This window comes from Paenibacillus sp. CF095 (genome assembly GCF_900101225.1).
Taxonomy (GTDB): Bacteria; Bacillota; Bacilli; order Paenibacillales; family Paenibacillaceae; genus Paenibacillus.
Genome location: NZ_FMZN01000003.1, coordinates 45,770 through 69,002 on the forward strand (window position 1 = coordinate 45,770; position 23,233 = coordinate 69,002).

The window sequence follows — 23,233 nt, forward strand, 5'->3', positions numbered from 1 at the left end:
GATAGTTAATCTACTACTTTATGAATGAACAATGTAGCCTTAATGAAGGAAAGGAACCCTTATTCTTGGTTACTCCCACGAAGTTCGGTGTATTTTTTGTTTGAGCCATATGCCTTCTCTACTGGATACTTCTCTGCATTCTTCTTCAGCTTTTCTATTAATGCTTTCTTCGGATCAATATTAAGATCGTTGCACATGAGTAACACATAATATAGAACATCAGCCAATTCATCTTGAAGTTTGTCTTTGCTTTTCGCAATGGCTTCTTCGTTACTTTTCCATTGAAATATTTCAAGCAACTCACTCGCTTCGAGATTCAAAGAAATGGCCAGATCCTTGGGATTATGAAATTGTTCCCAGTCTCGCTCATCTCTAAATGCAGTAATCTTTTGTATTAATTCCTCCACAATGAACCACCTCTATACAGTCATTCGACAAACAACGGCAAAGTCCTTGCTTACGTCCTCTTGATACACCGAAGCGTAAGCATCACATAGGAAGCAGGCGCAATCAGCGTCAATGCTCTACTCGTTTTCAGACTCATCCTTGTAATTAGGTGTTCTTGTGTGAAGAGGCTTAAAACTGCTCATAAACCGTCATTAGAGGCAAAAGGAAAAAGCACCTTCTTTGAGGTGCTTTCCGTCATACCGGCAAGTAATCTAGATCTCTTGAAGAAATCGCTTATGTTCTTCTAAATGTTCTTCGTACTTCACATGATCCAGAAAAGTTATACATTGGTCCATCAGTTCTTCAGGCGTGTGCTTCAACTTTTTGGCATACATTAATGCTGATTTAGCCAGTTTTTGAATCACGGGTGTAACATCTGCTCCGTTTAGCTCAAGTTCCGGGGATTTACCCGTATACGCCAATAAAGATGTAGGCATAAAAGAAGCTGAAGTCGTAACTGAACATAGTGCCATATCATGAACATAATGATCATTCATATTAGCGATAAAATAAAACAGATATGGTTTGTTCTTCACTAGTTTTTGGATCCAAGATTTTAACTCGGGCACATTGTACATTCTTCTGGCTTCATGTTCATACCCGTCAAATAAGATGACCACAGAGCTTTGACCTTTTTGTTTTTTCTTTTCAACGTTCACTAGTACATTTAAGTACGTTTGAACATGTCCTTGTAACACATGATCTTTAGTTACAACTAGACGTGTTACTTTCAGTTCTCTTTCTGTTTGCGCTTCGCCACTAAGCTTGAATGGAACGCCACTATCTTTAAACAGTTGTAGTGCGAAATTTAAAGATTGCACCCGTAATTCCTCCTGTTGAGATGACCCTACCAAAGCCCATCTGATTTAGATGCAGCTTTGAGTCTATTTAATATGCAATTCGTTCCGGCATTAACTGTTACGATCAGGAAACAAATTTAGTATAAAACGTGTATAGTGTTGTAACTGTCGTAGGAAGTGTAGCGTAGTCTCGGCTTCACTTGCGATAGACTCTAACCCGTGACTCGTAATTTGATAAATATAGGTGCTACGCCGATCTGTCGTCCATTTTCCTGTTACATATCCCTGGTCTACTTCCATTTCTCGAAGTACCTCGTAATAATAGCCTTGTGCAGGCTGCCATTCGTATCTTTCTTTAAAAAGTAACCACACTTTCTTTCCACTTTCTTGGCGATGTTCGGCTTCAGTTAGAATCTTTAAAAATAAGAACCTGATCAAATGTCGCACGTTAATTAATCGGTTAAACATTTTTCGTTGCTGCGTATTCAGTTGAATGGGTTCGGATTTACCAGTACCCGAGATATGAAAGTCAAAGTGATCGGCCATACTTTTTAAACTCTTCATGGTATCCATACATGATTCTTTAAAACTATCTATTTTCGCATAACCGTCTGTGGTAATAGCATAGTATTTTTTATTGTTCTTGTTCTCCGTCCGGATCGTTGTTATCCATCCGAATGATTCCATCTGATTTACTACATTGTAGAAATAGGATCTCGCTCGTCCTCGTTGTATATTACTTAATTCCGCGCGGACCACCTCAAAGATTTCTGAAGGAGATGCCGACTGATTGTGAAGTTCACGAAAGATGAGCAAGTACATGATATCTCTCTCACTGAGCCCTAAGCGTTCTGGACCGAGTTTAATCTCCTCTTTCACTGGCATTAGACTCCCTCACTTTCCGGATCTTTTAGTTTGATTAAGAACGTGACAAAGACGGTTTATTAGTTAGTGTCTTTGTGTCTTGGCGAACGTCCATGTATTTCGAAAGGAACGTATATACCACGAAAAAGCTAATTCCATAGGTGAGGATCCACACCCCACCTATTGCAATCAGATGAGGAATTAAAAGGATGCCGCATAAGACTAGTGAAATTACTGCGCCCCTTACCATAGGTCCTGTCAACGTAGGTTTTTCAACTTCATCATGTGGTACTTTACGATCCATACTACCTTGCATCCGTGAAAATTCAGCTTTCCACATGTAATAAGAAATAATAATTTGAGATATCCCAATCGTACCAAAGATTCGGTAAACACTTGGAGGTATCACGCCATGAATATGATTGGCCACAAAAAACATGCTAAGAATAAAGGAACAAATTCCGATTTTTATGAGGAACTGCATAATTACTTCTCCTCTGTTGCTGAAATTAAAATTGCATATGGCAAGTCAAACATTCATATTCTATCATTTGGATCAAGATTATGCTTTTACGGTAATAAACACGATTAGAAGGCCTCTTTATCTCGGGCAGTTTCTGCGCCTGCTATATCTCCCTCAACCCTAAAAATCTTTGTATAGAGCCAAGGTGTCCGTTGCCCTAATTAGAAAGAAGTGAATCTATTCGACTATGGTCACTGGACGGCCGAATTGTTTAAATGCTTGATCCTCACTATACAGATCCATCTTATACCCCGTTAATTTTGCTGCGAGACGTGCATTCAGCCCCTTCAAACCAATCGCAAGTGTGAGCTGATTATTGGGCACAATCACTCGTGCTGTCGGATCTTCTTCATCGTCAAAAATGTGGACCTCAAGTACTTTAGCAGGTGCTAAGGAATTTGCAACATACTCTTCCATCTGTTTGGACCATTTAATGATATCTAACTTCTCTCCGCCGAGTTCACTTGTAATGGATTGAATCGTTTGCCCTTTTACGCCAACACATACCGCAACTTCATCCACATCTGGATCTAGTGCAGTAACTGCAATCTTCGAACGAATCCCCGCTTCTCTGGAAATGGATTTGATAGCGACCTTTCCTTCTTGTATTTCTGGGATCTTTGTTTCAAACAACTTCTTCAGATGTCCTGGGTGTACACGAGACAGAATGACCAAAGTTCCTTTAGAGGTTTGTTCAACGCGCGAGATATATGCTGAGATTGTATCCCCCAGCTTAAACTTTTCATTGGGCATCAAGTCACTGATAGGTAGGACAGCCTCGGTATGGTCTAGTAAAACATATAAGTTAGATGAGTCCATGCCCTGGACCTTTCCAGTGATGATCTCTTCTTCCTTACCAGCGTACGCATCAAACACGAGAGCTCGTTCAGCTTCTTTAATTCTCATCATAACCACCTGTTTAGCCGTTTGAGCAGCCAACCGTCCAAAGTCTTTCGGAGTAACTTCAATTTCAATAAACTCGTCAAGTTGGATTTTTGGGTTGATCTGCCGGGCTTCGTCGATCAATATCTCGACTCGTTCATCAATGATATCATCTACAACCATCTTCTTTGATAACACTTTCATTGCACCAGACGTACGATTAATATCGACACGCACATTCGTTGCAGTATTGAACTTCTTTTTGTAACTTGATACGAGCGCATCCTCAAGAGCCTCTAACAAAACTTCTTTTGAAATCCCTTTTTGCTTTTCAATCTCAGTTAATGCTACTAAAAAATCCTTATTCATTGTCATTCTCCTTTTGTTTTCTGATTTTTACTACACAAGCTATGTCCGCCCTCTGTGTGTTTATCGTTCTCCCTATCGTGCTATAGATACTTTCGAAACAATCGGTTTACTAGAAAAAGCTTTGATCTCGAGACAGAAATTCATTCTTCACCCTACAGGTACCTTTCGATGGAACCGCAAATCTAAGCGTATATGTATCTGTTTCTAAAAAAAATGATGAACGTTTAGTAGATGCGAAGAGCAACGATCGTCAACACATATGGAGAGGGAAGGAGTGCAATAGACCATCAACTGTAAAACTCATCCATATATACATTATATCGTACTACTCGGTCACAGGAAAGCACTTCGTCTTCTCGCATACGTTCTTCCTTCTCGCCTTTTCCTTCCCCTTTATACGAGATCTTCAACCCTGAGACACATAAGCACGGATCTATGATCTACTTTCAATTCTGAAACCTAGATACGTATCTATATCTTTTTTTTAGGGCTAGAGTGAGTGCGCGCCGCGCGCAAAGGGGGTTCCAGGTTCAATAAAAGTTGCAGATTTCTAGATACAAATCTAAACCCTCGTTAAAAGGGAGCAATACAACAGGCAGGCTAAATAGTCAAACAAAAAATGAGCGGCGAGAACGCAGCAGGACTAGGATATATTAAAAGAGGTTTAGTCCTATGAGCGAGTTGTACGTTTATACGTGTTTTATGGATTTGTAAAGACCTCCTTTGGTTTCTTTGGATGGACCTAAGTGTTAAAGGTGTATTTAAGGTCACCTTTAGGTCACCCTATTCTCAGAGAGGTATAGCCTATCAACACAACAAAAAAAGGCACCTGCCCTTTCCGAATTCTACATGATCACCAAATAAAAGTGATACAGCCCCTTGAGGGACGTAGAATTGGAATGTGGCGTGTGCCTGTTCCTTAAAGATCCATGTTACTAATGTATGAGTAGAGTATATCACAAAGCGGATGGATATTTAAAGATATTCTCTAACGAAAGCTAAAATTAAACCATGCTATATTCCTTAGTTTGCAAAAATTCATTTCATGACATCTAGCAGCTAACCATACATGCTTAGTAGTTAATCATGTGAAAAAGATTGATGACGGTAAATGTGATTACAACTCGCCGCAGATCATGATGTACCTCAATTTGTTTTGAGCTCCCTCAGTTGAAATAAATTGAAGATTCACCGTTTCTCCTTGAGACAAGAGCTCCAACTTTTTCTTGAGTATTTCAACATCTTTGATTATAGGTGGGATGTCGGATATAAAATGGATCCTCATATTAAAACAATAATTGAGTAGCGTAATCCTAGCATCGTCATAAAGTTGGAAAGTAGTCCCCTCATCCATTTCTTCATAAACAATTTTCTTTAACGTTTCTAAATCAGAATAATATGCACTGCAGGTGTAACCAGATACATCCTCTTCTAAATTATTTATGCGTATGATTCTAACAATTTCGGCAATTCGCTTCACTTCTGTTTCTGTTAACCTAGTAGGCATTTGGAATTTAATCTTAAAAAAGCACTCAATTTCAAACAAACATTCTAAGACAGGTGTAGATCTCTCTATACTAATGTCTTCTTCTCTATCTTTAGTTAGAATGCCTTCAAGTATAACCACATTATTATGGTTCAATAGAAGCTGAAATTCTTGTTCTCCCTCCAGTAGCAAGTACCTGAAGAATAACAACGAAGCTTCTACAAGATTAGATTCATTAATGGGTACTAACCGGAACTCTGCAATGGTTTCTCGAGCTGGATCAAAACGAAATTCATATTCAATCACTCGATCTATTTGATTTCGATTACTGAAGATACGGGTATCATCATCCAAAATTTCGACTACTTGTAGCCAGATCATAGATTTAATTTGCTCACCTATGGTTAATGTGCATTCCACATGTGGGAAAGGGGTAGGTGGAATGGACATAATTAGCTGCTCAGGATCTTTAGATACTTGTTTATATAGAAGATGCTCACCTGCATAAGAACGAAACTCGTGGAGAGGCAGCTCAATTGTGATCTGCTTTCTTTTTCCATATTCAATAATTTCGTTTAAATCAGCGAAGCGACGGAATTCTTTTGGAATATCCGGTAAAACCACAATCTTTTTCTCCAGATCTTTCAATATCTCTGGATTCACTGGTTTCTCTACAACACTAATATTTTTACCGTCAATTAGCCAATCATACTTCCAATTGGGGTCACTATGTTCTGTATTAGAAACGGTAAGAAGAGCTTTTTTTAATTGCTGTTCAACTCCATCTAAGTTCATTTCATAAAGCATATCCTCTAAAGCTCTTCGAAATTGTATACTAGAATTTCTTGGTTGAACATCTCCTAGCATTTTCAATATTTCTTTACCCTGATGGTCTATTGTGTTTAGACGAGTCTGCATATTTTCCACTTTACTCAGTATCTGTAAGATACCAGGTGGCCAGTACGTTACTTTATAATTTTGCATTCTTTTGATTACAATATAAAAGAAATGAAGGGTTTCATCTTGATGTCTAGGGTATCTTTCCATATATGGATCTAAATTCAGATCTACTTTAGGACTATCATCGGGTTCACCTTCAATGATCCAACGAAACACTTCCTCTCTGTTTTGTGGATCTTCCAATAATTCTTTAACTAAGTTTTCAGGTAACCTGCTTTGACTATTTGCATCTGCGATAGCTGCAGTGAACATATTAGTAACTTCTCTGGAGTAATTATCTTTTCTTATAAAAGACACCACATCTCGGAACCATTTCTCATTTGTAATTTTATTCTTTATAAAAGAAGTTAACCCCGTAGTTAATCCTTTGGCTAAAATTTGTATAGGATCCATTCGTACATCTCCTTGGCCATCTATTAGTCTATTTCTCTCTCACTGAATCACAGCTCACACGCAATTCCATCATTATCTCGGTCAAGACCTCTACGGTAACCCGCTTCCCCTTTATAGATAGGAGAAGCACCATCTGCATGAGCAGCAGCACAATTTCGATAATACTCTGATACAGGATAATAATCAGTATTGGCTAGCCAGAAACATATAGCGATTAGACCACACATCATCGGATAGATTCCGAGTGAATCCTTTTGATCTGAAGTTTCATACATAAACGAATCTGAGATTATGTATATGATATAACAAAGAATAGAAACTAGAAGAACAAATGAAATGAACCAAAACCCTTCCTTAAAACTAAACCATGTGAATACTATAAATGAGATTATGAGATACATCCGATATATCCATAAAACTGATCTCGAGCGTATGGAGAAAATAAATAAGAAAACAAGAATACCGAAGAAATAACTTCCCATAAATTGATTTCCCCTTTCTCCTACTATAAGAAAGTATCTGCAATACCCTTAAACATACTACTTCATTTTATTCTTATGTTTGTCAAATTGTTAAAGGATCCTAGGCTGGTTATTCGTATTACGGCTATTTACTAAGTTAACTTTAATTCTATATGCATTTTAATCTTCTTTGCAAAGATTGAAAGTAAACTTTTACGAAAGTGCACTAACATACTATTAATTAATGAGTTCATACTCCGTCCGGGTGGTGTATGCTTTTCTCATCTTATCTATAGCTTAGATTTTCTCCTTTGATATGTATTCTTGATATTTGAGTATGTTGTTGAAATACATAAGTGATTTATGGGTATAAAATCTGTTTGAACGAAAATTGGGAAAGTTATTACGAAGAGAATGGGCTAGTATATTTTATTATCGTGTATCTGATTTAGCACTATTTCTTGATATAGAAGAAAAGACTTCCTATAAGGAAGTCTTAAGAGAGCGTCTATTAATGTAATTGGGTTCTATCTACCGTTTGAAAGTAAGGAATAAAATTAATAGGTTCATTCCAATCCCCAATTTTAAATCCAATAGATAGTTTATTTTCGGTTGCAGTCTCGCGTTTTTCTGGTCTAAATGATAAGCCCACGACTTTAAACACATTAGGACTTTTATTTAAATAACGTTCGGGTTCTTTCATGAAAAAATTCCTTTCTGCTCATGATTTTATAATTGAGAAATCATTATTATTTTTACAGTTTTCCTAGAACTATATGAATCTTTCTTATATGTAATACAAATATATTTACCTCAGTGTCTCATGATAGACTCATTAATTGTGTGCTTTTATATATTTGTATTTTATTCTAGGTATTCAGAAAAGACAACCCTATTAAAAGGGTTATCTTAGCTCTTTTGTCTTAGCCTTACTTTGTATTATTCACTACATACTGCAGTAAACAACTCTCCTTCGTAAAGTTCCTAGACAAATAATAAACGTGATCTTTCGATTTTTTTCTGTACTCAAATGATTCATAATCTGAAGCTACTTTCTCAATGAAAATCTTCTAGGAACTCACGTTCCTTATGAAGACTCCATTCTATCAACTACTGACTGATTTTTAGAAGTTCCTTTAAATACTTTTGCATATTGGGATTTGTTGCATATACGTAACAACCATTTATGCCACGTGACAGTAAGACATAATAGATTTTCTGGATATAGGATTTTAATTCTTCGTTATTTTCGTCAGTACCTTTGATTGGAAGACCATTTCGATCCTTATACTTTTCTGGATAGACTATAATTCTTACTTTTTCAAAATCATAGCTTCCATCTTCTTCACCCGTATAATTACAATCAATTTCCTCTCCAAAGATCACGCCTACATAGTTTAGATCTGCACCTTGAGTTGTGTGAATACAGCCTATTTCTTCAACACTATTTTCTTGATTAATCCAACCTATTGTTCTAGAGTTCCAGTTAAATGTGTCACCTGTGATAGGATCACTTATATCATATAAATTATTGTCTTTTTGTGTTGCCCATTCCCAAGAATAGCCCGCAATCACTCGACATAGTTTATGGGTCTTATTTAGTTTCTTTATCCCCTTGTGTAATTCCGAAATGGAATCCATCACTCTAAAGTCATAACCTTTTAGTAATCCTTTTTCATACACAGGGACATCTGAAGCCATTTGCAGATATTTTCTCAACCATGCTAAATATTGATCCCCTGACTTCAACCGGAACTGTTTACGTAGTACATGTCTACGATAATCTGTTGTCTTTTCTTTAAAATGGTCGGAGTCTATATCAGCCGGACGAATAGTTTGATACTGATCATACACAATGGTTAGATGATGAGCGTAGTTTGATATCAGATCTAATTCGGTTGTAAACCCATCCGGAGTGATTAGATGTTTTAAATCTCTCGCTTGCTTCCCAAAATACTGTTTTAGCCGATGTGCTTCATCTACAAAAACATACTTATATTTTGTATCCCTACCTTTAGCCTTCTTAATAAAGTGTGAAGGAGATAACACTGTAATACCATGTAAACCAACTTTTCGAATTAAATCTTTATATAAGCCTAATGAGTGGTTTTGTGGAATGACGAGTGCGATATCATCCCGTTCTAATCCTTCACGGTCCTTACCCGTTGTTTGATCATATACAAGTGTATATAGAAGATTCGTTAATACTACTGTTTTTCCTGTACCTGGATCACCAGTAATCAGATGTCTACTTTTAGAGGTACTTAGCACGGTATCTAAGATGTCACGGCTAATATCAATTTGATTGGCAGTAAGCTCCTTAAAAGGTGAGTATTTATAGATAAACTTATTATGTATCTCTTTTAATGGTTCACTTGCTATTCCTTCATGAATAAGTTTTTCCCATATGGTTACGAACATATCGTTTACATCTTCAATCCCATTATACGAGTGAATATTCTGGCCTTTAATCTTATTCAGTAAGTTGAACTGGGCATCTGCTAGCAAGTAATCAATTAAGAGTGTTTCGATGTGTTTAATGGAGCTCTCATTAAAGAGATCACTTTTAATAATCGTAATGTCAGTAAATGTTTTACTAATATCTTTTAGATGTGTAGAAAAACGACCATATACGTCTGTAGATTTTCCTACATAGAGATTTTTCTTATCTCTTTGGATATACACGACTGGAACTGTATCAATATCAAAGTCTTTAACATCAAAATGTTCAAATTCCTTTCGTGTTTTCTTAAGCATTTCAAATGAATACAGTTTCCCTGCGAGTATCATAACTAACACGTCACTTTCATTATTATATTCAAGACATTTAACTCTCCAACATTCAACTCGGTGCTTCTATAATCAGTAGTATATATCTCTCTTCTTTGCCTACTTCTCGATACCATACATTTGACATAGTTCATCTAAATTTATCTCAATACCAATAGCCTTTAATTTCTCATGTCGATCGTCAAATAGTTTTCTTAATATGTTCTCTTTATCTTTGTCTGTTCCATGATGGATCTGACGATGACACGTTGGACATAATGCTAGAAGTTGGGATGCTCGATCCAAACTAACATTAAAATTCCTTTGATATTTCATGGGTACAAGATGATGAACTTCCAAATATCTTTCTCCTGTAACTTTCGAAGTAAACGAAACATGTGTCTCATCGAAGGCACACTTGAATTTAGATAAACGAAGCGCCTTAGCGGCAACTTGAGCATCTCTTGGCCAGCGTTCTTTTTTGGTCTGATCAATAACAGGTTCTGGTTTTGGAAGTGGAGTATCCTCCGTCTCTATATCCTCCATACTATTCTTTTCGGCTTTCTTTACCTTTTCATCAAGTATCGATTGCACTCTATTTTGGAAGTCTTCTTCTTGTTGCTGCTCTTCTTCTAAAAATTGACCATCATCACTTAACAATAGGTAATCATTAAATTGCTCAAGCGTTCTTTCACCGATCATATATTCAATCTCTTTATATGTAATCAATAATTCCTTAAGGTCACTGATAAGTTCCTTTGAACTAGGTAAGTTATCGGCACTATAAAAACGTCCAAAAATATGACCCTTTTCATAGCCCTCTGCTAGCCACCCTTGTCCTCCTAACGTAATGGCTTCTGCAGTCATATGATCTGGAGTAAAGTTCAACTTCTTTTGAATTATATTTGCAGTCGTCCGGATTTTTTTCCGTCCCAGTTTGGTCTGATACTTTTCCTTAAAATATGTCCAGCCTTGGTTTAAGGAAATATACACACCGCTCATATCTGCTTTAAACAAATAAACAATGTAATAACCTTTTGTAGCTGTGGTGGTAATATCTCTATTAAAAATTGAAATCCACGGTATTTCGGCCCATCGTCCGTTTCCAACGGAGCCCTTGATATAGAGATGATCTTGATTTAAATTTGCTTCATTAATAATGATATCTTTAAATATACTGCGTACGTGGTTACCCATCTTATGGTTCTCAAAAAATGACAATCTTGCTTCCTGGTAATGATCGAGTATGTATTGTATCGCCTCTCTAATGTGTAGCTCACCTGTTCTTTCGTTAGTGTTTTCTGTTTCTAATCGATTTTCAATAAGCTCTGACACATGAATCACCTCAGTCACGTTGTTATGATTATTATCATACCAGGTTGTTCCATAAAATTGAAACATGTGCTTTCCTAAATGAATAGATAGAAATTTGCTCGATATTGAAAACTCTTTACAAGCTATTTCAATGAATTCAAATCTACTAACTACCATGTATTACGATTAAAATTTTGAGTTAAAACAAAAAGAGATTGCCCAAGAGTTTAAAAAAATTCAAGGGAAATCTCTTATTAGATCTTATTTATGAAGGGTTTAATATAAACCCTATTGTCCTATTCGTTGGCAGCTACGTCCAATATATTTGCTGCTTTTAATGTATAGGACATTACCCGGTTCTTGCCTGCTGCTTTTGCATCATACATAGCTTCATCTGCCTGTTTGATTAAAAGGTCGGCTGGTACACTTGGGTCATACATTCGATAGCCGATGCTAGCTGTAGTGATTGTTTCCTTTTCGATACGGGATCTCATTCGTTCCGTGATCTCTTCCATATCAACGTCGAGACTTTGAATAAGTAAAACCATCTCCTCTCCACCATATCGTCCAGCAACACCTATGCCCTGAACCTCTTCCTTAAAAATAGTAGCCACTTGCTTAAGTACTTCATCTCCTACTTTATGTCCTTTGGTATCATTCAATCTTTTAAAGTTATCAATATCACAGAATATAACATTCACTGGAATACTCCGATCCACACAGCCGTTGATATACTTAGTAAAATACCTTCTATTAAATAGACCAGTGAGTGAATCAGTAATCGCGGAAACGTACGAGCTCTGCATGATGATCAATGAATGTTCAATCAGGTTGACCAATAAAAGAGTGAAAGAACTGATTTCAAAAATAATATTGAGCATGTAAAAAGATCCATGTAACGATGGCACGATACTTATAGCCATGGAGATCAGTAGAGAAGCTAGAAATAATCCAGAAGCCATATAAATGGATTTACCTCTTCCTAACTTATCCCCATATAAAATCATCATGGTTACTATCGATAAAATGGCTATGATATGTCCGAGTATAGGAGCAAACAAACCGGTGAGAATCACTACAATGGTTGGAACTATAAAAATGAGTTGAAGTTTAAGGTTTTCTTTGTTATGTATCCGGTAGAAGCCATAAAGAAATATAATGAACGTACTTTTTACTATGATGTTAAAGAAAGAAGAGATTGCATATGATTCTATTCCTATAGTGGTGGCAACTAAACTGAAGATCAGTATTATCCCATTGAACGCAAGATAACCTAGCGTGATTTTAGATAAGAACATGTATGATTTTCTTTTCCGCTTTTCAAGTAATTGCCTCGATAAAACCCAAGACAATATTAATATTGGAAAAAGTAGAAGTGATGCAATGAAGCTCCCTTGAATACCCACAAAAAAATCAAAAATACTCATAAGTCTTGCACATCCTTTTTATTGATAGAAATTATCAAACCAGTCACGATGTAATTTCGTTGGGTTCTTGAAATATTGAACCCACATATACAACCATTCGTTTTTTCCTTCTTTGCTTGATCTCCATTTCTGTCTCTGTGCTATTACAAATGGAATAAAAACGGGTGCCCATAGAATGCTTCCACTTAAAATAAAATACAACATTCCCTTTGGCGTATTTAAGATCGGATCCCAAGCAGGATGCTGAGTATCCAAACCCTTTGCTTTGGCCCAGCAGAAGAGAATGACATAAAGGACAAACCCACATACGACATAAAAAGCAGGTATTACAAATTGAAGATTAAATACGAACAAAAGCAGTATCACAGATAAAAGCAATAATACTTTGTTGTGCTTCCTCATAGTTCACCTCCTACATTGTTAAAGAAATAAAAAAACGCGAACTATCCCTAAGGACGTTCGCGTACTTCGCGTTAGCATATTTAATTGTTCTCATTATACAACAACCTCTCTTGTTGCTCAATCATTCTCTGTTTATTCTTAGTGAAAGAGGTCGCCATTTATGCACTAATGATTTGGTATCTGCTTAAATCTCAACGTTGTCAGTAGGGTACATGATCCTTTTTCAAATAATTACATCCGATTATAAGCCATGTTAACTAAAGCACACTGGACAATTACGGTAGAGTTCAATCAATTCACATCAAGTGCTTTTCGCAGAGCCATATCGGCTTTATCCAAACTATCGTTGGCATTTTCAATAGCATTTTTTATTTTGGCAAGGTTCAATATATCCTTCCAGTTACTTTTGATATCTTTGGTTACCTCTTTAAGAACATCTGTAGCATCGGTTTTCAGATTTGTTAACCCATCCACATCCGAAAAATTGCGTAGAGACATTCGATTTGCAAAAGATGAGATCTTCTCAGCCATTGCTCTATTTGATAGAGTTGAGGACAATTGGTCAATCACTTCCGATTCCTTTGCAGCTTCTTTTAGATGGAATAGATAATCTTTGATAGGTTGGTATGCATTATTCGTTTTTTCCATCAGTAGTATAGCATCCATATATGTGAGCTTTTCATTTGGATTGGAACGAAGCGCGTAAATGCCAAAATCACTTAGTGTTTTACCCTGCTCCATACTGTCTACATGCATTACCCGTTTTAGTATGGATGCTGCATCTACAGTTGTTACTGGCTCATCCGGATTGACTACTTCATCCTTTAATACTAAACCTACATGTATTGAATATTGGAGAATCTCTTTAAACTGCTCATCCTGACTTAACTCATAGAATGACTTTGCCAGAAGCACGGCTTTAATTTCAGGGAAGAGAACAATCAGGAGGCTCTTTAACAGTTGCTCTTTGGTGATTAGCTGCTCTGGATGAAACTCTCCTTGGAGAATCCCTAATTCTTTGCTCTTGCTTTTAACGTAATTTTTCACGGGATCAATGGATAAATTAGAAGCTTCAGTTTGAACCCACATCCCTTTATGTTCTTCTTTAGCCTTAGATTCTAGTTGTTCAAATAGACCTTCCCAGCGTGTATTAGGTTCAATAGCCATAGACCTAGCAAAACCGTTAGACACGAGAGCTGCATTGAAGAGTATGCCATCTTCTAGGTATACATAAGCAAATACTCTACCATAAGGATCATCTGTCTGGTCCCGAGATACATAAACTGTTTTACCTATCAGTTGATCTTTAGTGTATTTTGAAGCTTCTGGGCCATAAAATTGGATAGGCCCATTTAGGACCTCTGGGGTATCAACACCAATTAAACGAAACACAGCTTGCTTGCCGGCACTTGTCCCATCTGTATATTGCCCGACAAAAGTATCGCCATCTTTTACACGTGTGACCTTAATCTTTTCCAGTGGAGTAGAGTTGATGGTCACGGTTTGATTTTTACTCAACCACCCGACCGTGGTACCCATACTCTCACTAATAAAACGAAGGGGCACATAGGTAACATTATCAATCATGACGGGAGCTTGACGCAGTTTTAATGATTCCCCATTGACTGTGGCCTCTTTCTTCCCAATGACCAGATATACGCTTCGTTCTCCCTTTGTAGCTTCAATGGAGTAATTATCTTTGTTCCATTCAATAGCTGCACCTAACCTCTCAAATATCGTCCTCATGGGAACTAATGTATTTCCATTTATCATTTTTGGATAAACATCAAAATGTAGTTTTTCTCCATCTACATACACTGATATTTCCTTCTCCACAGCTGCGGCGCTCATTTGTAATGGTGAGGATAACGAAGTTATCGCAACGATAGAACTAATCATTAGTTTTTTGAACATCTTTTTTCCTCCTAAGCAAAAAAAAGAACGCACAACTCCTAGGAGTTTGCGCGTTCTTCGTCGCTTCATATATTTGATTACGCTTATTATATACAAAATAATGTAAGATGATCAAGCATATATCAGTTGTATAATAACCGTGCACAGAGTATCTCTCATGGTATGATTCTATATCATCACAAATACTTATTATCCAATAATCGATGAGATCGTCTCCGAAGATTCAATTAACTCAATTTTTGAATCAGTGTTGTCTGATCTAATTTTTCAATAATAGATTCCAGATCAATTGTTACATCTACCATATTTCTAAGATGAAATGCTGCTTTATTATGGCCTAATATCGCAAGTACTAGTGTTCCATTTTTCTTCGCTCGTTTAATAGCAGGTACGAAATCTGCATCTCCAGAAAAAACAACAACATAATCGTATTTATATACAGAGAATTGATAAAGATCCAAACAGATCAATACATCAACCCCTTTTTCAATATAGACATCCTTCTGGATATAACATGTACCGCGATACACATTAATCCCATCATGTTCTAGCGCTTGTAAAAACTTATGCCTTTTATTATATCTAATCTCATCCGCATGCTTAGGTGGTAGAGCTCCATAAAAATTAAAATCCGTAGACATCTTCAATCCATAATTAGCTTTCAAATATTCTTCAACTACTTCATAGAATTTTCGCCACGAACGTATGCCTTTAATACCTAATTCAAGTAACTGATAAATAGCATTGCTTTCATCAATGAGAATTGCACTTTTGAGACGTATCCCTACTGGTCTCATGATCTTCAACCTACGGACTTTCTATTCTTAGAGATTCTAAGAAGATCCATGAGTGGCAAACCTAGACACTCCGATATCTGAAGTAAATGCTCTTCTTTTGGAAATCGCACATCTCGTTCCCAGGCTGAAATTGTGGTTTTATCTACGCCCATTTTTAAGGCTAACTGTTGCTGAGAGTACCTTTTTGATAGCCTTTTAAGTTTAAGGTCTGCTGCAATTGTTGTGATTGGTTTAATTTTCTGTACGTTCATAACATTCACCTCTGGTTCATTTATTTAGCTGGGTAATTTGTTGGGTTAGAAACCTAACCATCTCAAACTCTTGCTCCTTCATCTAATCGTGAGTTGAGCCCGTATAAAGTACAGTTCACACAAAAAAAGCACCGCTAGACGTCTTCAATCGACGTAGCGGTGCTTCCACTTATTTAATATTTGATTACTGTAAGTATATCATAGCCGTTTGGATAATATAAGGATCAATTAACAAATGAATAACTGGAAGTATCGATAAAAAGATCTCAAGTGTATTTCCTGCTCCTTGTCTGAGCAAGATAGGTATATAAGTGCCTTCTCAATTAAATTACCTGTATATCGGGGTCTAGATATTGATGTTTTAAGTTTATGTTCTGATCTGGAAGTTAGTTTCATATCTTTTAGGTGATGGAGTTATTTTAAAACATATTAAAACCATTTCAAAACACCATCAATTAATACCTTATATTAATACATTTATTTAACACCATAGATTAAAACCTTTAGTTAATACCTTTTTATAGGCCCAAAAAAACGAATGAAACCCTTGATACATAAGGCTTCTAACATAAGCTTCATTTTCGAAAGAATAGACTAAAAGCTGAATACACTCTGCTGTAAGCTATGTCCACGAACCAACAAAACTTATCAACGTTTAGCCTAAAGTAATCCCTACGCTAATAAACGATATACCATTTGAAGAATTCATAATCAACATCGAGTATCACTTTATCAAAGATGATAAACACGTTATCCACAGGTATTTTATATAGTTAGTATTTAATTAGATGAAATATTTAGGATTGAATACTCTCTCGAAAGAAAACTCCTTAATGATTGTAAGTATTATTCATTTTATCTCATGACAAATAGCAGTCACTCTACGGTTTGTAGAAGTCACTGCATCAAAATTTAGATGGATTAGGATTCAATACAACTTAAAGAAGCCTAACTTTGATTACAAATTAGACCAATTAGACTACGTTATTTTTTTGTTTTGAAATAAATTTTTCGATCTCAAGTTTGATCTCTAGAATAGGTGCGGGTAAGGTTTTTATCTGGTAATAACGTTGAGCGAACCATTCAGGGTTCTGTCTAAAGCGACTAAGCCAGCAGTTATGTAGCAGACGAAGCTTATCCCAAATCTCGCGTTGTTGTTCCTCTGCTGTGACAATCAGATCTTGATTTAACTCTGAGAGTGCATCATTAACAAAAAGCTGAGTCTCTGCCATGTGTTTCTTCTGGTGTACTACTTCAAGATCCATGGATAGCTGTACAGCATACTTCAGCTCGGCTGATTCCATCACAGACCGAAAGTAGGCACTGATCTCATCTAATTCATTCTTATCCTCATTAACAATATACTCAGAGTCTTCTCGGTATATCATATTGAAGAAGGTTTGAGAGCGCATCTTATTTAGCTGAATATTAAACAGAGCTGTGTCAAAGATCTCAGTGGCATATTCATAGCCAAATTTAGCATAGTAGTCTTCCATGACTTTTGCGATCTGCCACACTGCTTTGCGTGATAAAAAGTCACAACAAAAACGATGCTTTTTAAGCTGTTTAAAGACCCACAGCTCAGCACCCTCAGAATAGACTTCCCCCATATCGATCCATTTTTGATGAACATGGAGTACTTGATAGTTTTCTGTATGTATTTTAATTTTTAGATACTTGGAAGCTTGGATAAGAATGTTTTTCGCTTCCTTAGGCGTTCGAATATTAAGAAGCCCAGCTGGACCATAAAGATCATTAATATAACCCCAGCGAAAGTTTCCTGGGATGTAGATCAATTCTTTACCGACATAATGGAGAACAAACCGTTGAACATTGCGATCTTCAGATAGGAACTCATCGCAATTGAAAAATGCAAAGTTTTTCGCATAGAGGTTTTCTTGGGAAGGCTCTGCTTGATCTCGAACAAAGACGTATCGATTAAAGAACAGGTTTCCAGAATCATTGTAGTGAACAATGCCCTCAAACTCTAACTTATTAAGAAGGATTCGGATACGGTATGTGGAGGTGCCCATACGTTTTGCAAGTGCTGTTATGGGAAGCGGAACTTCCCCACCATATGCACAAATTGTACCGAGCAGCAATTTAAGTTTGAATAACAAACGAGTATCATTGTGGAGTGTCCGTGCATCAAATAAATCAGGATGGTGTTTCATAGTGTGCCGCTCCTTAAATCCAACCGAAAAATGGTATGGGAAATAAGAGGTTTTGGCTTTTTTTTCTGAAAAAGACATGCTATAATTGAGGCATATCCATTTAAGAAGCAAGACCAAGACCCGATTTCTCGAATTCTATCTAAATGCCAGGTCGCCAAACTTAGCCATTTAGTAGAACTTTGTGGTTGGGTTCTTTTTTTTATGCTGATTTTTATTTCGACAGTTAATTTCGAGTAATTCGTTTATGTATTAATAGATCTTCTAAGCTTTAAGCAATTATAGCACCGAAAAAATTGATGGTAAATAGAGGTAAGTTGAGCGGAGATTTGGGGGATTTATGAAATATCCCTTGAAGTATAAGGTCTATCAATAGAGCGGAGATTTGGAGAATTATTTCTGAACCCCTACTCAAACAGTGTTTTTTGGGCATAATAGATAAAAAAATATATTTTCTTATATGTACAGCGGAAATTTGGAGAAGTTTATCTTACTATTTAACACCATTAGCGATTTATATATTGAATTATCAAAGTTAAGCGGAGATTTGGAGAATTATTTACTGTTTTACACTTCAAAAACTAGTTTTTTTCCCCCAACTGTCTTCAAAATAAAGATAGAAATGCGAACATCGCTTATATTGAGCGGAGATTTAGGTAAGAAACCTTTTTCCAGCGGAGATATGGGGATTTTTTTAGGATTGAGCGGAGATTTGGAGTAATTTTTGTACCATTTTAAAAAATTCCCCCAAGTTTTGAGCGGAGATTTGGGGGAAATAAAAAATAGAGTTAGTTATCTAACTCTATTGAGTGAATATTAGAAGGGTAAGGTCAGTTGCTCGGGCTCATTCATAAAATGATTGATTTGTTGATTCCCTAGCAAATCCTCAGCTTCGTAAGGTTTGACCGGGAGAAAAGTAATGTGAAAAACATCTTTCTTTCGTACATAAGACTCAACGGTGACTCCATGGTTAACAAAGTCATTTAAACACTCTTCAATAAATGAGAGATTGATATCTTTCCTTTTACTGCGAAACTGTATTTTGTGGATAAAGTATGTGTAATCGAATTCAGCAGTATATCCTTGCTGGCGTAAGTAACAAAGAAATCTTTCCTTCTGCAAAGGGAAGATTAAATGCTCCGACATCCGATTTTCGAAATGAATTAACTTATCACTGTACGCACGAACGACCTGGCCCATCATGTAATTTTGGTGAATATCCTCTGCGATAGTGATCTCTGCCATTTCCCCGTCACCGAATTCAGTAATATGCAATCGATCGAAAATACCAAATACGAGTGTTTCATTGTCCGAGATGACATTAAATTTAACGTTAGCGAGTTTAGTCAAACGGCTCTTTACGGAAAGATAGTTACTTTTATTATCAGAACCATGAGTTCTTCTCACTAAATCCCCGATCGTTACGTATATTTTGCGCTCTTCAAAAAATAGTTTACGATCTCGCATCGAGAGTACGGCTCTAAACAATTTTGAATCCGTTTCATCGATAGCACGCAAAATTTGGTCTTCATTAATGATTTCTTGATTCACAAGTGTCAGTAATGAATAATTCTCATCAGGTTGATATTCACTGATATAGTGTAACTTGTTATCGATAATTACACTTTTCTTGGTTAATTTCATACGTGACCATCCTGGATTTACAGCGGCATGATCCGTATATACCAGGGGTTGATCAATGATAATTTTGTTGATGTTCCCGTCGAAATTTTTTATAAGTATGTCTGCGATGATTACAATCGTATCTGATTTAATTGCCTTTTTTATTTGTAAAGGCGTCTTGTCTTTAATATATAGGTAATCAATGAGTCTTGACGTTTTGTCATTTGCCCATGTTTTGACTTCTTGCACTCGTTTTGCATTTAACTCCTCTAGCGTATTAACTTCATAAATTTTTATGAATTGCTCCATGCCATACATCTCAATGAGTTCATTGGCAAGGTCAAGTTCCTTGACGACTTCAACACGCTTGTTTTTTACTTTAGATATATTTGAAAGCTCTTGAAGAGACTTGAGCCATCGTTTCTTTGTTTTTTGAAGTTCTTTAAATGTATTCCTTCTTACCTCATGTATGTTGGCAGGTGTGAGCTCAGAAGAAATGATGTCATGCAGGAAATCCCTGATGTTTCCTTCATTAAGTTTATTATAGAGCTCTTCACATCTAAGACCTAACTCATCAACAACTTGATTGATAAAATATTGCGGTATATGCTCTTCCATCAAAGCTACTCACCTCCAGCACTATCATAACATAGAAACTCTTGGATTATATATTGGAATAAAAATCAATATAGGTCCCAGTTTTTTGGTTCCAAAATACGATTCGATGTAGTCAAAGAGCTTCACAGACACTCAAAGTGTGAATATAATAGCTATTCACACTTTGGGTCCTTTCAGAAAAGTAGTTTCTTTGAACTTACCGCTGTAACTGTCACTAATTTTCATCATATCGATCCATAAAAAATCAATATAAATCCTAAGGGAACCAAAACTGAAAGACACCTTCTATTGTAGTTGCGAGAAGAGATTGGAGTTATGGAAGTACTAATCAAAAAGTAAAAGAAAACGGTATAACGTCTTATTTCTAATTGATTGCTCCACCTATATTTGTACAATCACTTTCAATTTTTTATGTTACTAATAATATATATGATCTTAGATGATTTAGCCCATATAGAAACTCTTTGTAGGAGAATAAATAAATCATACTGACATGGCTATAGGAAGAGAATATATTGGACACTTCATATATGTCTTGCACGTTTTATTGCCTTTAGTGCAGATAACTGAGAGTTTAGAAATAAGAGGCGACCAACAAATTGGTCGCCCCCTCCTACAAAATTTGCTATGTAACCGCATGTAAATCCTCTTTAGTGCGACTTCAAATGGTATTGCATTATGGTGTGTGAATCGTATATCAAACTCAAATATCTTAACCTGGTTTTGTTTTCTGAGTAGTGAACACGCCTAACAAAACAATCTACTTCATTCTTAGAATAGTTGCATCTACTAGGTGTATTGGATGTCTCAAAAGCAACGTTACTTATTAACCTCATCATTAGCCTCAATATTCTTGAAAACTTCTTCAATCTCAGCCTTCCGAACAATACTACTTGTTGTTTGGTACTCTTCATAAAGTTCAGTATAGTGATTTAATCGTTCTAGCTGAGCCTTCTCTGTTTCAGACAACGACTCTTTGTTATATTGCTGATATTGTGTTTCCAACTCAGTATACTTCAATTGCAATTCTTCTTTTTCAACAATACTATCCGTTAGATAATATAGTCGAAGAATCTTTGCCATTAATGTTTTTGTTTCAATTAGTTTGTTAACAGATGAGCTATTTTCCATGTGAATCCCTCCTATATTAATATCATATCACAGACTAATTTCTCTCACAAAAACAAAAAAAGCCTAAGCAAATTTGCTTAGGCTTCTTCTCAATTAGTAAACGGTCCTACCTTCAGTAATGCTCGATAGACGCATGGTTTCTGACTCGATGTCTTTTTTTTTTCGTGCAATATAGTGTACTGCCATAACTAAATGCTCAAGTTCACTTTTATGTATAAACAATTTTTGCAATCGTTCTTCACATTCAGCCTTAATGACTATATTCGTAGAATTTATATATAGATAGTATGTTCTGTATATTAATTCTTTAAGTTCATCTATTTCTCTCGTAATTGATTTAGTTTCATTCATTATATGCACACCTCGGAAAAGTTATTGGTGAGACGTATTGGGCGTATGTACCTTAATGCACACACGCCATAAAGAAACCATTCACTTCTTCTCATCTTTGCCACCAACAAGTTTTTGGTATTCCTCATCAATGGCTTTTAAGTCAGTATCTGTTGCTTTGCTTAGAGCATTTTTTGCCAAATACGTTAAACCGTTAAACCCTGCAAGCACAGAGGTACCGACAATTTTAGCATAACCAACTGGTTCAAAGAAGGAGAATGCTGCAAGTGCTGCTGCTCCACCGATGAAAAAATCAACTAGCAGGCCAGGAACAAAAAAACGTTTTTTACCCACCTTTTTAACGTAGGGTAGTAAAGTACCACCTTCCATTTTAGACGCAACAGCCAGATTCGTCATACCTCCGACGAGAAAAGCAATTAATAATTCCATCAGAATCTCTCCTTTATAATTGGATAAATAAAAAAACCACCAGAATGTAGTGTGATTTACACTCATCCTGGTGGGATACATTTAAAAATCTCAACAAAAAAAGGCCAGAACAACAACCGATTCTAAAATTAAGACACAAGTAAAAAACTCGAGTCAATAGATCCAATAGATCTTTAGAATGCGGATAGTCGCCTGACCTTCCGAAAGTTTAAGATATAAGTAAATGATATACCTCTATTATACTTCATATGATAAATAATTTCTACATAAAAATAACGTGTTATTAAACTTTCATATTACCTCAGACCGGGTTCCAACTGCTATGATTGTCAACAACTTTTAATCAGGTTAGTATCTTCATTAGCAATAAAATAATATAAAAATTTAGTAAGGGGTACTTGATTATAGGTCGTGATCTAGTATTCTTTAGACAGATCCTAATATTTCATACTTATACTAACCGTCTAAAAATCTTTTATAAATACTCAACTGCAAAAAAGCCGCCAATATTGACGACTTAATTGCTATACTAAGGTGTTCTTACTCGTTTTCATCAGATTCCCTAATTAGTATAGGTTCAATGGACTCCCATTCACAGGCCAATGACATATACATGAATCTCCAGTGAATGAGCATCAGCACAAGAGTTGATTTGTATGAGAGCATAGATCTTGTTCTCTAAGTGAGTGTACACTTGTTCAACCTTTGCACACGAAATGGTCAACACATAGATTTTGTATCAATTATTCTGTTTGACAAAAGGCTTAAAAGTGAGACTCCCCCAGCAACATGTGGTTAACTGCAGAGTGACTTTTGCATACAGTCCTGTGGAGGCAAAGTAATCAAAAAGA

18 protein-coding genes and 1 pseudogene are annotated in these 23,233 nt (G+C 36.2%); 1 reads left to right on the forward strand and 18 read right to left on the reverse strand.

Annotated features, from left to right (window positions below; all coding sequences use genetic code 11):
- Nucleotides 1-59: 59 nt before the first annotated feature.
- The 3 genes from BLS69_RS22800 to BLS69_RS22810 form a co-directional block, all read right to left on the reverse strand.
- Nucleotides 60-407, reverse strand: coding sequence for a nucleotide pyrophosphohydrolase (locus tag BLS69_RS22800; protein ID WP_091036666.1), 348 nt, complete (start codon nucleotides 405-407; stop codon nucleotides 60-62).
- A gap of 252 nt (nucleotides 408-659) precedes the next feature.
- On the reverse strand, nucleotides 660-1,268 hold the full coding sequence (locus BLS69_RS22805; protein ID WP_091036668.1) for a hypothetical protein: 609 nt from the start codon (nucleotides 1,266-1,268) through the stop codon (nucleotides 660-662).
- Nucleotides 1,269-1,358: 90 nt separating this feature from the next.
- Nucleotides 1,359-2,132 carry a helix-turn-helix transcriptional regulator gene (locus BLS69_RS22810; protein WP_091036671.1) on the reverse strand — a complete coding sequence of 258 codons (774 nt, stop codon included), beginning with the start codon at nucleotides 2,130-2,132 and terminating at the stop codon, nucleotides 1,359-1,361.
- A gap of 391 nt (nucleotides 2,133-2,523) precedes the next feature.
- Here BLS69_RS22810 and BLS69_RS31940 point away from each other — a divergent pair, with 391 nt between their 5' ends.
- Nucleotides 2,524-2,703, forward strand: coding sequence for a hypothetical protein (locus BLS69_RS31940; RefSeq protein WP_143023611.1), 180 nt, complete (start codon nucleotides 2,524-2,526; stop codon nucleotides 2,701-2,703).
- 108 nt (nucleotides 2,704-2,811) lie between these two features.
- On the opposite strand, the gene nusA is transcribed toward BLS69_RS31940, so the two are convergent.
- The 15 genes and pseudogenes from nusA to BLS69_RS22895 all read right to left on the reverse strand — a co-directional run bounded on the left by nusA (nucleotide 2,812) and on the right by BLS69_RS22895 (nucleotide 22,382).
- The gene (gene nusA, locus BLS69_RS22820; RefSeq protein WP_091036676.1) at nucleotides 2,812-3,885 is read right to left on the reverse strand and encodes a transcription termination factor NusA; all 1,074 of its coding nucleotides are present in this window, start codon (nucleotides 3,883-3,885) and stop codon (nucleotides 2,812-2,814) included.
- 1,117 nt (nucleotides 3,886-5,002) lie between these two features.
- Complete coding sequence (locus BLS69_RS22825) at nucleotides 5,003-6,724, reverse strand: hypothetical protein (RefSeq protein WP_091036679.1); 1,722 nt, start codon at nucleotides 6,722-6,724, stop codon at nucleotides 5,003-5,005.
- Between the two features lie 47 nt (nucleotides 6,725-6,771).
- A pseudogene (locus BLS69_RS32705) lies at nucleotides 6,772-6,894 on the reverse strand (excalibur calcium-binding domain-containing protein); the annotation flags it as partial.
- Between the two features lie 802 nt (nucleotides 6,895-7,696).
- Complete coding sequence (locus tag BLS69_RS22835) at nucleotides 7,697-7,888, reverse strand: hypothetical protein (RefSeq protein ID WP_091036684.1); 192 nt, start codon at nucleotides 7,886-7,888, stop codon at nucleotides 7,697-7,699.
- 407 nt (nucleotides 7,889-8,295) lie between these two features.
- Complete coding sequence (locus tag BLS69_RS22840; protein ID WP_091036687.1) at nucleotides 8,296-9,975, reverse strand: DNA/RNA helicase domain-containing protein; 1,680 nt, start codon at nucleotides 9,973-9,975, stop codon at nucleotides 8,296-8,298.
- 99 nt (nucleotides 9,976-10,074) lie between these two features.
- The gene (locus BLS69_RS22845; RefSeq protein ID WP_091036689.1) at nucleotides 10,075-11,355 is read right to left on the reverse strand and encodes an MrcB family domain-containing protein; all 1,281 of its coding nucleotides are present in this window, start codon (nucleotides 11,353-11,355) and stop codon (nucleotides 10,075-10,077) included.
- Nucleotides 11,356-11,564: 209 nt separating this feature from the next.
- Nucleotides 11,565-12,695, reverse strand: a complete 1,131-nt coding sequence (locus tag BLS69_RS22850) for a GGDEF domain-containing protein (RefSeq protein ID WP_091036692.1) — start codon at nucleotides 12,693-12,695, stop codon at nucleotides 11,565-11,567.
- A gap of 18 nt (nucleotides 12,696-12,713) precedes the next feature.
- On the reverse strand, nucleotides 12,714-13,097 hold the full coding sequence (locus BLS69_RS22855) for a hypothetical protein (RefSeq protein ID WP_091036695.1): 384 nt from the start codon (nucleotides 13,095-13,097) through the stop codon (nucleotides 12,714-12,716).
- 291 nt (nucleotides 13,098-13,388) lie between these two features.
- Entirely contained in the window at nucleotides 13,389-15,011 is a 1,623-nt protein-coding gene (locus tag BLS69_RS22860) for a stalk domain-containing protein (protein WP_176872954.1), read from the reverse strand.
- A 227-nt stretch (nucleotides 15,012-15,238) separates the two neighbouring features.
- Nucleotides 15,239-15,808: an NYN domain-containing protein gene (locus BLS69_RS22865; RefSeq protein WP_143023612.1), complete on the reverse strand. Its 570-nt coding sequence runs from the start codon at nucleotides 15,806-15,808 to the stop codon at nucleotides 15,239-15,241.
- Nucleotides 15,809-15,813: 5 nt separating this feature from the next.
- Nucleotides 15,814-16,059, reverse strand: coding sequence for a helix-turn-helix domain-containing protein (locus BLS69_RS22870; protein WP_091036705.1), 246 nt, complete (start codon nucleotides 16,057-16,059; stop codon nucleotides 15,814-15,816).
- Nucleotides 16,060-17,033: 974 nt separating this feature from the next.
- Nucleotides 17,034-18,233 carry a hypothetical protein gene (locus BLS69_RS22875; protein ID WP_091036708.1) on the reverse strand — a complete coding sequence of 400 codons (1,200 nt, stop codon included), beginning with the start codon at nucleotides 18,231-18,233 and terminating at the stop codon, nucleotides 17,034-17,036.
- Between the two features lie 813 nt (nucleotides 18,234-19,046).
- Nucleotides 19,047-20,471, reverse strand: a complete 1,425-nt coding sequence (locus BLS69_RS22880; RefSeq protein WP_223200063.1) for a hypothetical protein — start codon at nucleotides 20,469-20,471, stop codon at nucleotides 19,047-19,049.
- Between the two features lie 819 nt (nucleotides 20,472-21,290).
- Nucleotides 21,291-21,602 (reverse strand): hypothetical protein, encoded by a 312-nt coding sequence (locus tag BLS69_RS22885; RefSeq protein ID WP_091036714.1) that lies wholly within the window; start codon nucleotides 21,600-21,602, stop codon nucleotides 21,291-21,293.
- 432 nt (nucleotides 21,603-22,034) lie between these two features.
- Nucleotides 22,035-22,382 (reverse strand): DUF4257 domain-containing protein, encoded by a 348-nt coding sequence (locus BLS69_RS22895; protein WP_165789818.1) that lies wholly within the window; start codon nucleotides 22,380-22,382, stop codon nucleotides 22,035-22,037.
- Nucleotides 22,383-23,233: the final 851 nt, after the last annotated feature.